The organism is Parvivirga hydrogeniphila (assembly GCF_023371205.1).
Classification (GTDB): Bacteria; Actinomycetota; Coriobacteriia; order Anaerosomatales; family Anaerosomataceae; genus Parvivirga; species Parvivirga hydrogeniphila.
The window spans coordinates 541030-555404 of the sequence record NZ_JAMCCO010000001.1 but is presented as its reverse complement, the minus strand read 5'-3'; the positions used below and the strand labels follow the sequence as shown (position 1 = coordinate 555404).

Here is a 14375-nt window from a genome sequence, read left to right as displayed (position 1 = left end):
CTCCGTCGACGCTCGTTACTTCAGGATCTTCGTCACGCGGCCCGAGCCGACGGTGCGGCCGCCTTCGCGGATGGCGAAGCGCAGGCCCTCCTCCATCGCGATCGGGGCGATGAGCTCGCCTCTGATCTCGACGTTGTCGCCCGGCATGACCATCTCGGTGCCCTCGGGCAGGTGCACCACGCCGGTGACGTCGGTCGTGCGGAAGTAGAACTGCGGACGGTAGCCGTCGAAGAACGGGGTGTGGCGGCCGCCCTCCTCCTTGGTGAGCACGTAGACCTGGCCCATGAACTCGGTGTGCGGGGTCACGGAGCCGGGCTTGCACAGCACCTGGCCGCGCTCGATCTCGGTGCGGGCGATGCCGCGCAGGAGCACGCCGATGTTGTCGCCGGCCTGGGCCTGGTCGAGCAGCTTGCGGAACATCTCCACGCCGGTGACGACGGTCTTGCGGGTCTCGGGGTGCAGGCCCACGATCTCGACCTCGTCGCCGACCTTGACCACGCCGCGCTCCACGCGGCCGGTGGCCACGGTGCCGCGGCCGGTGATGGTGAAGACGTCCTCGACGGCCATGAGGAACGGCTTGTCGACGTCGCGGACCGGGTCCGGGAAGTAGTTGTCGAGCGCGTCCATGAGCTCCCAGATCGCCTTCTTGGCCTCCTCGTCGCCTTCGAGGGCCTTGAGGGCCGAGCCCTTGATGATCGGGATCTCGTCGCCCGGGAACTCGTACTCGGAGAGAAGCTCGCGGACCTCCATCTCGACGAGCTCGAGGAGCTCGGGGTCGTCGACCATGTCGACCTTGTTCAGGAACACGACGATGTACGGGACGCCGACCTGGCGGGCGAGCAGGATGTGCTCGCGGGTCTGCGGCATCGGGCCGTCGGCGGCCGACACGACGAGGATGGCGCCGTCCATCTGCGCCGCGCCGGTGATCATGTTCTTGACGTAGTCGGCGTGGCCCGGGCAGTCGACGTGCGCGTAGTGGCGCTTGTCGGTCTCGTACTCGACGTGCGCGATGGCGATGGTGATGCCGCGCTCGCGCTCCTCGGGCGCCTTGTCGATCTGGTCGAACGGCGTGAAGTCGGCGTAGCCCTTCTCGGACAGGGTCTTGGTGATCGCCGCGGTGAGCGTCGTCTTGCCGTGGTCGACGTGGCCGATGGTGCCGACGTTCATGTGCGGCTTGGTGCGCTCGAACTTCTTCTTCGCCATCTTGGGCTCCCTTACGCTTGCATCTTGCTGACGATCTCGTCAGCGATGGACTTCGGAACGGGCTCGTACGCCTTGAACTGCATCGTGTAAGACGCGCGGCCCTGGGTGCGCGACCGCAGGTCGGTCGCGTAACCGAACATGTTGGCCAGCGGCACGCGGGCCCGCACGACCTGTGCGTTGCCACGCCGCTCCATGCCTTCGATGTGCCCCCGTCGGCTGGAGAGGTCGCCCATGACGTCGCCCATGAACTCCTCGGGAGTGTTCACCTCGACGGCCATGATCGGCTCGAGCAGCACGGGGCTTGCCTTCTTCAGCGCCTCTTTGATCGCCATGGAGCCCGCGATCTTGAACGCCATCTCCGAGGAGTCGACCTCGTGGTACGAACCGTCCACGAGCTCCACCTTGATGTCGACGACCGGATAGCCGGCGAGCACGCCGGAGGTCATGGCCTCCTGGATGCCCTTGTCCACGGCCGGGATGTACTCCTTGGGGATGACCCCGCCGACGATCTTGTTCTCGAACACGTAGCCTTCGCCAGGCGACTGCGGGGTGACGTTGATGACCACGTGGCCGTACTGGCCGCGGCCACCGGTCTGACGGACGAACTTGCCCTCGACGTTCGTCACCGGCTTGCCTGCCGTCTCGCGGTAGGCGACCTGCGGCTTGCCGACGTTCGCCTCGACCTTGAACTCGCGCATGAGGCGGTCGACGATGATCTCCAGGTGCAGCTCGCCCATACCGGCGATGATCGTCTGGCCGGTCTCTTCGTCGGTGCGCACACGGAAGGTGGGGTCCTCCTCCGCGAGCTTGGCAAGTGCCTGCGTGAGCTTGTCCTGCTCGGCCTTGGTCTTCGGCTCGATCGCGATGTCGATGACGGGATCCGGGAAGACCATCGACTCCAGCAGGAGCGGGGCCTCCTCGGCGCACAACGTGTCGCCTGTGGTGGTGTTCTTCAGGCCGACGGCCGCGACGATATCGCCCGCGTAGACCGCGTCCACGTCCTCGCGATGGTTGGCGTGCATCTCGAGAAGACGGCCGATGCGCTCCTTGTGGCCCTTCGTCGAGTTGAGCACGTAGGAGCCGGACGTCATCGTCCCCGAGTAGACGCGGAAGTACGTCAACTTGCCGACGTACGGGTCGGTCATCACCTTGAACGCCAGCGCCGCGAACGGCTCGCCGGCGTCTGCGTGGCGCACGACCTCCTCGCCGGTCTTCAGGTCGTGCCCCTTCACGGGCGGGATGTCCAGCGGGGACGGCAGGTACTCGATGATGGCGTCCAGCAGCGGCTGCACGCCTTTGTTCTTGAACGACGCCCCGCAGGTGACCGGCGTGACGGAGCACGCGATGGTCGCCTTGCGGATCGCGGCCTTCAGCTCGTCGGTCGAGATCTCCTCGTCTTCGAGGAACTTCGTCAGCAGCTCGTCGTCCTGCTCAGCAGCGGCCTCGACGAGCTCGTGCCGGTACATCTCGGCCTCGTCGCGAAGCTCGGCCGGGATCTCGCCGATGGTCGGGTTGATGCCCTTGTCGTCCTCGTTGAAGAAGATCGCGTTCATCTCGACGAGGTCGACGATGCCCGTGAACTTGTCCTCGGAGCCGATGGGGATCTGCAGCAGGACCGGACGCGTGTCCAGCCGGTCGCGCATCATCTGCACGACGTTCAGGAAGTCCGCGCCCGTGCGGTCCATCTTGTTGATATACGCGATGCGCGGGACGCCGTACCGGTCGGCCTGCCGCCACACGGTCTCGGACTGCGGCTCGACGCCGCCCACAGCGCAGAAGACGGCGACGGCGCCGTCGAGGACGCGGAGCGAGCGCTCGACCTCGACGGTGAAGTCCACGTGGCCGGGCGTGTCTATGATCTGGATGCGATGGTCCTTCCAGTAACAGGTGGTCGCGGCAGACGTGATGGTGATACCGCGCTCCTGCTCCTGGACCATCCAGTCCATCGTCGCCGCGCCTTCGTGGACCTCGCCGATCTTGTGCGTCTTGCCGGTGTAGTAGAGGATGCGCTCGGTCGTGGTCGTCTTGCCGGCGTCGATATGGGCCATGATCCCGATGTTACGGGTCTTGGCAAGCGGATACTGCTTTCGAGCCATCGAGTCGGTTCTCTCTCGTCGTGTCCGGTGTTACCAGCGGTAATGGCTGAACGCGCGGTTGGACTCGGCCATCTTGAACAGGTCCTCGCGCTTCTTCACAGACGCGCCAGTGCCGTTCGCGGCGTCCAGAATCTCGGCTGCCAGGCGCTCGGTCATCGTCTTCTCGCGGCGCTTGCGCGCGAACCCGACGATCCAGCGGATGGCGAGCGTGGTCGCACGGCGGGAGTTCACCTCTACCGGAACCTGGTAGGTCGCGCCACCGACACGCTTCGGCCGCACCTCGAGCGTCGGCCGCACGTTGTCGAGCGCCTTCTTGAACGTCGCAAGCGGGTCGTTGCCGGTCTTCGCCTCGATGAGGTCGAAGGCCCCGTACACGATCCGCTCGGCCACGGACTTCTTGCCGTCGAGCAGTACCTTGTTGATCAGCTGCGTGACCAGCCGGTTGTTGTACACCGGATCGGGCATGACCTCCCGGCGCTGGGCTGCTGCACGTCTTGGCATTCCGTCACTCCTCTGCTACACGACGGCGCCACGCCCGCTCGAACGGACGCGGCCCCGCACGCTTGCTCGTCCTACTTCGGCTTCTTGGCACCGTACCGCGAACGCGCCTGCTTGCGGTTGTTCACCGCAGCGCAGTCGAGCGCGGCCCGGATGATCTTGTAGCGCACGCCCGGCAGGTCCTTCACACGACCGCCACGCACGAGCACGATCGAGTGCTCCTGCAGGTTGTGGCCGATGCCCGGGATGTACGCGGTGACCTCCATCTGGTTGGTCAGACGCACGCGAGCGACCTTGCGGAGCGCCGAGTTCGGCTTCTTCGGCGTGGTCGTGTACACGCGCGTGCACACGCCGCGCTTCTGGGGATTGCCCTTCAGCGCCGGCGTCTTGGACTTGTCAGCTGCCCGCTTGCGGCCCTTTCGGACCAGCTGGTTGATAGTGGGCATCGACCCTCCTTGCTCGTTTCTGCTCTCGCACGTCCGTATCGTGAACCGGACGCTCGCGTCCGGCATGAAGCCACAAGGTGGCACTGTAACAAAGCCGCTGCCTGCGTGTCAAACCACGCGGCCGGGTGTGGCCATCCTCTTCCCGAACGCGCTCAGGCTCGCGCCCCGCACCGGGACGCGAGCCTGTCTCCGATCAGTCCTGCTGCGCCAGCTTCGCGTGGACGCCGCAGTAGTCGCTGCCTTCCTTCGCCTTGTTCTTGCACGGGCGGCCGTCGGCGTAGAACGCCTTGCACATACCGTCGGTCTCGGCAAGCTTCGCGTGCACGCCGCAGTAGCGGCTGCCCTCTTTGGCCTTGTTCGTGCAGCGCGTGCCGTCGCCGCGGACGGCCTGGCACTGGTCCACGTCGAACTCCTGCTCGACTTCGTCGAAGGCATCGCCCGTGGGCTCGAACACGCGGCCCGTGAACCCGCTAACGTCGATGTCCTCGTCTTCGGCCTCGTCGAAGTCCGCGAACATCGCCGCGGCCTCTTCATCGGACAGACCGCCTGCCGGCACCGGCGGCAGCATCGCTTCGATCTCGCGCAGCTCCTCGGGCGCGAACTCCGGCAGCGGGCCTTGCGATTCCTCCGCGCTCCACTCTGCCGCCTGGCCGCGGTACGTGAGCTTGACGGAGCGGTACCGCTTCATACCGGTCGCGGCCGGGATGAGCTTGCCGATGATCACGTTCTCCTTCAGACCCAGAAGCTCGTCTTCCTTGCCTGCGATGGCCGCGTCGGTGAGCACGCGCGTGGTCTCCTGGAACGAGGCCGCCGACAGGAAGCTGTCCGTGGCGAGCGACGCCTTCGTGATGCCCAGCAGCACCGCGTGGCCGGTGGCCGGCTCGCCGCCGTCTTGGATCGCCCGCTCGTTCTCCTCCTCGAAGACGAAGCGGTCGACGAGCTGCCCGGGCAGAAGATCGGTGTCGCCCGGATCCTGTACGGTCACCTTGCGCATCATCTGCCGCGCGATGACCTCGATGTGCTTGTCGTTGATGTCGACGCCCTGGCTCGCGTACACCTCCTGCACCTCGCGCACGATGTACGCGAGCACGGCCTTGGGTCCACGCAGGACCAAGAGGTCGTGCGGGTTCACGGAGCCTTCCGTGAGCTGGTCGCCAGCCTCGACGTTCACGCCGTCGGCGATGCCGGGGCGCAGGCGAGCGCGGCGCGGCACCTGGTAGCGCTTCTCGTGACCGTGCTCGTCGCGTACCACGAGCACGCGGTGCTTCTCGGCCTCCTCGATGCTGAGGGTGCCGGAGATCTCGGCGAGCAGCGCCTGGCCTTTCGGCTTGCGGGCCTCGAACAGCTCGGTGACGCGCGGCAGACCGTGCGTGATGTCCTCGCCCGCCACGCCGCCGGTGTGGAAGGTGCGCATCGTGAGCTGCGTGCCCGGCTCGCCGATCGACTGCGCGGCGATGATACCGACCGCGGTGCCGATGTCCACCGGACGGCCGACCGCGAGGTCCCAGCCGTAGCACTTCTGGCACACGCCGTGCCGTGCGTGGCAGGTCATCACCGTGCGGACCTCGACGGCCTCGACGCCTGCGTCGGCAAGCTGCTTGAGCTCTCCGTCGGAGGCCAGGTACTCGCCGGCCTCTTTGAGGACCTCGCCGGTCTTCGGGTGCACGACCGCCGTCAGCAGGCAGCGCCCGACCAGGTCGTGGTCGACGGCCCCGCCCTTCTCCGTGAGCGGCAGCGTCACGCCCTCGTCCGTGTGGCAGTCCTCCTCGCGGACGATGACGTCTTGCGCCACGTCGACGAGGCGGCGGGTGAGGTAGCCGGAGTCCGCCGTCCGAAGCGCGGTGTCCGCCAGGCCCTTGCGGGCGCCGTGCGTCGAGATGAAGTACTCGAGCACCGACAGGCCCTCGCGGAAGTTCGACTTGATCGGGCGGTCGAGGATCTCGCCTTTCGGGTTCGCCATGAGGCCGCGCATGCCGGCGAGCTGGCGGACCTGCTTGATGTTACCGCGGGCGCCCGAGTGCGCCATCATGTAGATGGGGTTGAACTTGTCGAAGTTCTCCGCCATCGCCTCGCCGACGCGCTCCGTGGCGTCCGTCCAGATGTCGATGATCTGGCGGTGGCGCTCCTCGTGCGTGATGAGGCCGCGATCGAACTGCTGCTCGACCTCGGCGGCCTTCCGCTCGGCCTCGGCGAGGATGTCGGCTTTCGCCGGCGGGATCTCGGCGTCGGAGACCGAGACCGTCACACCCGCACGGGTCGCGTAGTGGAACCCGAGCCGCTTGACCTCGTCCAGCGTCGCCGCCATCTGGACGGTGGAGTACGTGTTGGAGCAGTCCTCCACGATCCGGGCGATCTGCTTCTTGTCCACCGAGTGGTTCACGAACGGGTAGTCCGCGGGCAAGGACCGGTTGAAGGTGATGCGCCCGACCGTGGTCTCGATGCGCTCGCCTGCCTTGCGCTCGCGGTAGGAGAGCTTCCCGGCGTCGTCCAGGTACTCCTCGACGATGTCGCGGGTGAGCCTCACGACGATGCGCGCCTGCAAGTCGAGGTCGGCGCGGCTGTCGTACGCGAGCAGCGCCTCTTCCGGGCTCATGAAGACGCGGCCCTCGCCCAGGGCCCCCTCGCGCACGGTCGTGAGGTAGTACAGGCCGATGACCATGTCCTGGCTCGGCACCGTGAGCGGACGCCCGTGCGCTGGGCTCTTGATGTTGTTGGTCGACAGCATCAGGATGCGCGCCTCGGCCTGCGCCTCTGCGGAAAGCGGCACGTGCACGGCCATCTGGTCGCCGTCGAAGTCGGCGTTGAAGGCGGTGCACACGAGCGGGTGGAGGCGGATCGCCTTGCCCTCGACGAGCACCGGCTCGAACGCCTGGATGCCGAGGCGGTGCAGGGTCGGGGCGCGGTTCAGAAGCACGGGGTGCTCCGTGATGACCTCCTCGAGCACGTCCCACACGACGTCCCTGCCACGCTCGACCATGCGCTTCGCACTCTTGACGTTCTGTGCGTACTCGAGGTCCACGAGCCGCTTCATGACGAAGGGCTTGAACAGCTCGAGCGCCATGACCTTCGGCAGGCCGCACTGGTGCAGCTTGAGCTCCGGGCCGACCACGATGACCGAGCGGCCGGAATAGTCGACGCGCTTGCCGAGCAGGTTCTGGCGGAACCGGCCTTGCTTGCCCTTGAGCATGTCGGAAAGCGACTTCAGCGGCCGGTTGCCGGGACCGGTCACCGGGCGCCCGCGGCGACCGTTGTCGAACAGCGCGTCGACGGCCTCCTGGAGCATGCGCTTCTCGTTGTTGACGATGATCTCGGGCGCGCCGAGGTCCAGCAGGCGCTTCAGGCGGTTGTTGCGGTTGATGACGCGCCGGTACAGGTCGTTCAGGTCCGACGTCGCGAACCGGCCGCCGTCGAGCTGCACCATCGGGCGCAGATCGGGCGGGATGACCGGGATCGCCTCGAGGATCATCCACTCGGGACGATTCTTCGACTGGCGGAAGGCCGAGACGACCTTCAGGCGCTTGATCGCCTTCTGCTTCTTCTGGCCCTTGCCGTCGCGGATCTGCTCGCGGAGCTCGGCATCGAGCGCATCGAGGTCGATCTGCTCGAGCAGGTCCTTGATGGCCTCGGCGCCCATGCCGCCGCGGAAGTACGTTCCATACCGCATCTTCATCTCGCGGTACAGCGTCTCGTCGTTGATGAGGTCCTTCGGCGCGATCTTCGAGAACGTGTCGAACGCCTCGCGGAGAAGAGCCTTGCGCTCTTCGTACTCTTCCTCCAGGTCGCGGATGTCGCGCTCGGCCTCGGCCGTGACGCGCTTGATCTGCTCGTCGATCGGCGTGGACTGGTCGACATCGTCGCCTGATGCGGGCTCGCGCTCGCCCTTGATGACGGCGATGAGCCGGTCGCGCTCCTCCTCGATGGCCGCCCGCTCTTCAGCAAGCTCGGCGTCGAGCGCCTGGAGGTCGCCCTCGAGTTCGTCCTTGAGCATCGGCAGGTCGGCCTGGCGCGCTTCCTCGTTCACCGAGGTGATAATCGAAGCCGCGAAGTACAGGACCTTCTCCAGGTCCTTCGGCGCGATGTCCAGCAGGTAGCCCATGCGGGACGGGACGCCTTTGAAGTACCAGATGTGGCTCACAGGAGCGGCGAGCTCGATGTGGCCCATCCGCTCGCGCCGCACCTTCGCGCGCGTCACTTCGACGCCGCAGCGCTCGCAGATGATGCCCTTGAACCGGATGCGCTTGTACTTGCCGCACGAGCACTCCCAGTCCTTCACCGGACCGAAGATCTTCTCGCAGAACAGACCGTCGCGTTCCGGCTTGAGCGTCCGGTAGTTGATGGTCTCCGGTTTCTTGACCTCGCCTCGCGACCACTGGCGGATCTGGTCGGACGATGCCAGGCCGATCCGAAGCCGGTCGAAGCTGTTCACATCGACGTCGAGCAACGTTACTCCTCCGTCCCGTCCGGCTGTGCCGGTGCGTTCTCAGATTCGTCGAACCCCAGGTCGAACCCGCCGGTGTCCAGGTCTTCGAGAGACACGTCCTCGGACCCGCTCCCCTCTTCGGCGGTGCCGAGATCGAGACCGAACTCCTTCGCCGCTGCGAAGATGTCCTGGTCGTCCTCTTTGATCTCGACCTCCTCGCCCGTCTCGGAGATGATCTCCACATCGAGACACAGCGACTGCATCTCCTTGACGAGCACCTTGAAGCTCTCGGGGATGCCAGGCTCGGGGATGTTCTCGCCCTTGACGATGGCCTCGTACGCCTTGACGCGGCCGACCACGTCGTCCGACTTGATCGTCAAGATCTCCTGGAGCACGTAGGCCGCGCCGTACGCGTACAGCGCCCACACTTCCATCTCACCGAAGCGCTGGCCGCCGAACTGCGCCTTGCCGCCGAGCGGCTGCTGGGTGATGAGCGAGTACGGACCGGTCGAGCGCGCGTGGATCTTGTCGTCCACGAGGTGCAGCAGCTTCAAGATGTAGATCTGGCCCACCGTGACAGGCTCACGGAACGGCTCGCCGGTGCGCCCGTCGTACAGCACGGTCTTGCCGTGATCGTCGATGTGCGGGACGAAGGCGTCCAGGACCTTGTCGCCGTACCGCCGCTTCGCCTTGATCTTGAGGTTGCGGTCCGCCTTCTTCAGCGTCTCGACGATCTCCTGCTCGCGCGCGCCGTCGAACACCGGCGTCGCGACGGGAAGCGGGCCGTCCACCGGCTGCTTCTGCTCCTTCTCGTCGGACCAGCCCACGAAGGCGGCCCATCCGAGATGCGTCTCGAACAGCTGGCCGATGTTCATGCGGCTCGGGACGCCGAGGGGGTTCAAGATGATGTCGACGGGAGTGCCGTCGGACAAGAACGGCATGTCCTCGACCGGCAGGATCTTCGAGATGACGCCCTTGTTGCCATGACGGCCGGCGAGCTTGTCGCCTTCCGAGATCTTGCGCTTCTGCGCGACGTACACGCGCACCAGCTCGTTCACACCGGGCGAGAGGTCGTCTCCCGCTTCCCGCGAGAACTTCTGGATGGCGATCACACGGCCCGTCTCGCCGTGCGGTACCTTGAGCGAGGTGTCGCGCACCTCGCGCGCCTTCTCGCCGAAGATCGCACGCAGCAGGCGTTCCTCGGCGGTGAGCTCGGTCTCGCCCTTCGGCGTGACCTTGCCCACGAGGATGTCGCCGGGGAAGACCTCCGCGCCGATGCGGATGATGCCGTCCTGGTCGAGGTTGGCGAGCAGCTCATCGCCGACGTTGGGGATCTCGCGCGTGATCTCCTCCGGGCCGAGCTTCGTGTCTCGCGCCTCGACCTCGTACTCCTCGATGTGGATCGAGGTGAGCAGGTCTTCTTTCACAACGCGCTCGGACAGGATGATCGCGTCTTCGTAGTTGTAGCCCTCCCAGGGCATGAACGCGACGAGCAGGTTCTGGCCAAGCGCGAGCTCGCCGCCGTCCGTCGACGGGCCATCGGCCAGCACCTGACCCTGCTCAACACGCTCGCCCATCGACACGATCGGCCGGTGGTTGATGCACGTGCCCTGGTTGGACCGCTGGAACTTGGGAAGGACGTACTCGTCTGTCGCGCCGTCGTCGGTCCTCACGACGACCCGACGCGCGTCGACGTAGTCGACTGTGCCCGCGCGCTTGGCGACGATGATCTCGCCGGTGTCCACGGCCGCGCGGTACTCCATGCCCGTCCCCACGAGCGGAGCGGACGGGCGGACGAGCGGCACGGCCTGCCGCTGCATGTTCGAGCCCATGAGCGCACGGTTGGCGTCGTCGTGCTCGAGGAACGGGATCAGCGCCGTCGCGACCGACACGATCTGCCGCGGCGAGACGTCCATGAAGTCGACCTCTTCGGGCCGTACGTCGACCGGCTCTCCGCCCTTCTTCAGGCAGAGCACCCGCTCGTTCAAGAACTTCCCGGTCTTCAGGTCGTACGGCTCGGCGGCCTGCGCGATGACGTACTTCTCTTCCTCGTCTGCGGTGAGGTACACGACCTCGTCCGTGACCTTGCCGTCGACGACTCGGCGGTAGGGGGTCTCGATGAATCCGTACGCGTTCACGCGCGCGTAGGTAGCGAGCGAGCCCATGAGCCCGATGTTCGAGCCTTCCGGCGTCTCGATCGGGCACATGCGGCCGTAGTGCGACGGGTGCACGTCGCGGACCTCGAAGCCGGCGCGCTCGCGCGAAAGGCCGCCAGGGCCGAGCGCTGAGATGCGGCGCTTGTGGGTGAGCCCGCCGAGCGGGTTCGTCTGGTCCATGAACTGGGAAAGCTGCGAAGACCCGAAGAACTCCTTGATCGCCGCCACGATCGGCCGGATGTTGATGAGCGACTGCGGCGTGATCTCTTCGACGTCCTGGGTCGTCATGCGCTCGCGGATGACTCGCTCCATGCGCGTGAGGCCGAGCCGGAACTGGTTCTGGATGAGCTCGCCAACGGTCCTCACGCGGCGGTTGCCGAAGTGGTCGATGTCGTCGGTCTCGTAACCCTCGGCGCCCTCCCACAGCTTCACGAGGTAACGGATCGTCTCGACGATGTCCCCGTCCGTGAGCGTCGACTGGCTGTCCGGCAAGTCGAGGCCGAGCTTGCGGTTCATCTTGTACCGGCCGACCTTGGCGAGGTCGTATCGCTGCGGGTTGAAGTACAGGCCCTCGATCAGGCTCCGAGCCGAGTCGACCGTCGGCGGCTCGCCCGGCCGCTGGCGTTTGTAGATCTCGATGAGCGCCTCTTCCCGGGTCTCCGTGATGTCGCGATCGAGCGTGTGCTTGATGCACTCCGCGCCGTCGAACAGCTCGAGGATCTCCTCTCGGGTCTCCGCGATGCCGAGCGCCTTGAGCAGCACCGTGACCGGCTGCTTCCGCTTCCGGTCGACGCGGACATACACCGCGTCGCGGCGATCGGTCTCGAGCTCGAGCCACGCCCCCCGCGCAGGGATGACCTTCGCAGTGTAGATGACCTTGTCGGTGGTCTTGTCGCGCTCTTCCGCGTAGTAGACGCCCGGCGAGCGCACGAGCTGCGACACGACGACGCGCTCGGTCCCGTTGATGATGAAGGTGCCCCGGTCGGTCATGAGTGGGAAGTCGCCCATGAAGACCTGGTTCTCTTTGATCTCGCCGGTCTCACGGTTGATGAGCTTGACGAGCACGAACAGCGGCGCCTGGTAGGACATGTCCTTTTCTTTGCACTCCTCGACGGAGTACTTCGGATCGCCGATCTCGTACTCGCCGAACTCAACGGCCAACACGCCGTTGAAGTCCTCGATCGGCGAGATGTCATCGAAGGTCTCACGGAGGCCTTCTTCCAAGAACCACTTGAACGACTCGGTCTGTACTGCGATAAGATTCGGTACGTCGAGAATCTCTGGGAGCTTCGCGAACGATCGGCGCTGACGCTGGCCAGCTGCGGCGGGGAAACCTGCTTGACGGCGCACCAGGCGATTCCTCCTTAGAGACGGGAGAGGCATACAAGAGTCGCAAACTATCAGTCTAGTCGCTCTCCCCCGTCAGGTCAACACATTCTTCGAACACACGACGCGTGAGATGGCCGACGGCCCACGGCCGCCGGCCATCACGCACAAGACCCGAAACCGAGCTACTTGAGCTCGATGACGGCTCCGGCCTCCTCGAGCTTGGCCTTCGCCTCTTCGGCCTTCTCCTTGTTGACGCCCTCGAGAACCGGCTTGGGGGCGCCATCGACCAGGTCCTTGGCCTCCTTGAGACCAAGCGAGGTCAGCTCGCGCACGACCTTGATGACCTGGATCTTCTTGTCGCCGGCCGACGTCAGCACGACGTCGAAGCTGTCCTTCTCCTCTGCCGGGGCCGCTTCGCCGCCGCCAGCGGCCGGAGCCGCAGCCGCGACCGCGACCGGCGCAGCGGCCGACACGCCGAAGACCTCTTCCATCTCCTTGACGAGCTCTGCGAGCTCGAGCGCGGGCGCGCTCTTCACCCACTCAAGAACCTCTGCACGCGTGATGTTCGCCATCGTTCAACGCTCCTTCTCTGCATCACGCCGCGCGGAACCTCCGCACGGCCACGTTCTTCCACACGATCCTTACGCGGCCTCTTTCTGATCGGCCACGGCCTTGATGACACGCGCGAACGCGCTCGCAGGCGCGTTGCACATGGACATGAAGCCTCGTACCGGCGAGACCAGAAGCCCCATGACCTGGGCGACCAGCACCTCGCGGCTCGGCAGCGACGCAAGCGCTTTCACCTGCTCGGCGCCGATGACGGCCCCGTCCACGAAGCCGCCCTTGAGTTCGAGGACCTTCGCCTCCTTCGCGAAGTCCGCGAGCGCTTTCGCAGCGGGAACCGGATCCCCGGTCGCGAACACGAAGACGGTCGGACCTTCCAGCAGACTGTCCATCGACGGCAACGCGAGCTCGCGAAGCGCGATCTGGGTGAGCGTGTTCTTGTAGACCTTGAGGTCCGCTCCAGCCTCGCGCAGCTTCGCGCGCAGCGCCTGCATCTGCTTCACCGTGAGCCCACGGTAGTCGGCCATGATGACACCGGACGCGGCAACGAACCGGTCCTTGATCTCGGCGACCAACGCGGCCTTCTCGGCTGTCGGCATGTTCATCCCTCCTTCCGTACGAACACGCCCGCGCGAGGGCTTGTAAGCCCTGCGCGCGAGTGGCCGCTCGCACGGTGTCCCGTTAGCGAAGCGGCCCCCGCCCAAACAGCAGGCGGAGGCCGCGTGGCGATCCCACGACGATCATCGGCTCCGCCTCGGCAGGCAGGACGCTCAACGTCCTTTTACGCCTGGTCTTGCCAGGCACCGGCTGTCTTCGGCAGCGGTCGTGTCCGGTGTTGTCAACTGCGGGCGCGATTATCGCACCCTGGAACGGCCCGGCGCAACCGGGGCCGGTTCCTACTCCTCAAGCAGGCCGCGGGTCTTCATCGGATCGACGGGGATGCCCGGGCCCATCGTGGTAGTGATGGTGATGGACTTGAGATAGCGTCCCTTCGCCGCGGCCGGCTTGGCGCGGATGATCTCATCGAGCACCGTCGCGTAGTTCTCGACGAGCGCCTCGTCCGTGAACGACTTCTTGCCGATGCCGATGTGCACGATGCCGTACTTGTCGGCACGGTACTCGACCTTGCCGGCCTTCAGTTCCTTCACGACGCGCGCCACGTCCATGGTCACGGTCCCGAGCTTGGGGTTCGGCATCAGGCCGCGGGTGCCGAGGATCTTGCCCAGGCGGCCGACCTTCGCCATCATGTCCGGCGTCGCGACGGTGGCGTCGAAGTCCAGGAATCCGTTCTGGATCCGCTCGATCAGGTCGTCGGCGCCGACGACGTCTGCTCCGGCCTCCTCGGCCTCCTTGGCCTTCTCGCCCTGAGCGAACACCGCGACCCGGACCTTCTTGCCGGTGCCATGCGGCAACACGACCGACCCGCGGACCTGCTGATCCGCCTGCCGGGTGTCGATCCCGAGACGGAAGTGGGCCTCGACGGTCTCGTCGAACGAGGCCGGTGCGACTTCCTTGGCCAGTCGGATCGCCTCGAGCGGCGAGTAGAGCTTGCCCGGCTCGATCCTGGCCTGGGCGGCGACGATCTTCTTGCCTCGCTTCACGTGTTCCTCCTCGTGGTCAACGGGCCTTCAGGCCCTCCCACGCTGCCAGCGCGCCGATCGCG

At 66.2% G+C, this 14375-nt stretch carries 9 protein-coding genes; all 9 read right to left on the bottom strand.

Annotation, left to right across the window (positions count from 1 at the left end; all coding sequences use genetic code 11):
- Positions 1-15 precede the first annotated feature (15 nt).
- Positions 16-1203 (bottom strand): elongation factor Tu, encoded by a 1188-nt coding sequence (gene tuf, locus MX659_RS02835; RefSeq protein WP_267191946.1) that lies wholly within the window; start codon positions 1201-1203, stop codon positions 16-18.
- 11 nt (positions 1204-1214) lie between these two features.
- Positions 1215-3299, bottom strand: a complete 2085-nt coding sequence (fusA, locus tag MX659_RS02830; protein WP_267191958.1) for an elongation factor G — start codon at positions 3297-3299, stop codon at positions 1215-1217.
- A gap of 30 nt (positions 3300-3329) precedes the next feature.
- The gene (rpsG, locus tag MX659_RS02825) at positions 3330-3800 is read right to left on the bottom strand and encodes a 30S ribosomal protein S7 (protein WP_267191957.1); all 471 of its coding nucleotides are present in this window, start codon (positions 3798-3800) and stop codon (positions 3330-3332) included.
- Positions 3801-3871: 71 nt separating this feature from the next.
- Positions 3872-4243, bottom strand: a complete 372-nt coding sequence (gene rpsL / locus MX659_RS02820; protein ID WP_267191956.1) for a 30S ribosomal protein S12 — start codon at positions 4241-4243, stop codon at positions 3872-3874.
- Positions 4244-4436: 193 nt separating this feature from the next.
- Positions 4437-8684 (bottom strand): DNA-directed RNA polymerase subunit beta', encoded by a 4248-nt coding sequence (locus MX659_RS02815; protein ID WP_267191955.1) that lies wholly within the window; start codon positions 8682-8684, stop codon positions 4437-4439.
- Positions 8685-8686: 2 nt separating this feature from the next.
- A complete protein-coding gene (rpoB, locus tag MX659_RS02810; RefSeq protein ID WP_407674452.1) occupies positions 8687-12202 on the bottom strand; it encodes a DNA-directed RNA polymerase subunit beta in 3516 nt (1171 codons plus the stop codon).
- Positions 12203-12330: 128 nt separating this feature from the next.
- On the bottom strand, positions 12331-12720 hold the full coding sequence (gene rplL / locus MX659_RS02805; protein WP_267191953.1) for a 50S ribosomal protein L7/L12: 390 nt from the start codon (positions 12718-12720) through the stop codon (positions 12331-12333).
- 69 nt (positions 12721-12789) lie between these two features.
- The gene (rplJ, locus tag MX659_RS02800; protein WP_267191952.1) at positions 12790-13311 is read right to left on the bottom strand and encodes a 50S ribosomal protein L10; all 522 of its coding nucleotides are present in this window, start codon (positions 13309-13311) and stop codon (positions 12790-12792) included.
- Positions 13312-13608: 297 nt separating this feature from the next.
- Complete coding sequence (gene rplA / locus MX659_RS02795; RefSeq protein WP_267191951.1) at positions 13609-14313, bottom strand: 50S ribosomal protein L1; 705 nt, start codon at positions 14311-14313, stop codon at positions 13609-13611.
- Positions 14314-14375: the final 62 nt, after the last annotated feature.

Excerpts from the sequence above, each read along its gene's own strand:
- rpoB (WP_407674452.1), bottom strand. The coding sequence starts at position 12,202 with ATGCCTCTCCCGTCTCTAAGGAGGAATCGCCTGGTGCGCCGTCAAGCA.
- rplJ (WP_267191952.1), bottom strand. The coding sequence starts at position 13,311 with ATGCCGACAGCCGAGAAGGCCGCGTTGGTCGCCGAGATCAAGGACCGG.
- rpsG (WP_267191957.1), bottom strand. The coding sequence starts at position 3,800 with ATGCCAAGACGTGCAGCAGCCCAGCGCCGGGAGGTCATGCCCGATCCG.
- fusA (WP_267191958.1), bottom strand. The coding sequence starts at position 3,299 with ATGGCTCGAAAGCAGTATCCGCTTGCCAAGACCCGTAACATCGGGATC.
- rplL (WP_267191953.1), bottom strand. The coding sequence starts at position 12,720 with ATGGCGAACATCACGCGTGCAGAGGTTCTTGAGTGGGTGAAGAGCGCG.
- rpsL (WP_267191956.1), bottom strand. The coding sequence starts at position 4,243 with ATGCCCACTATCAACCAGCTGGTCCGAAAGGGCCGCAAGCGGGCAGCT.
- tuf (WP_267191946.1), bottom strand. The coding sequence starts at position 1,203 with ATGGCGAAGAAGAAGTTCGAGCGCACCAAGCCGCACATGAACGTCGGC.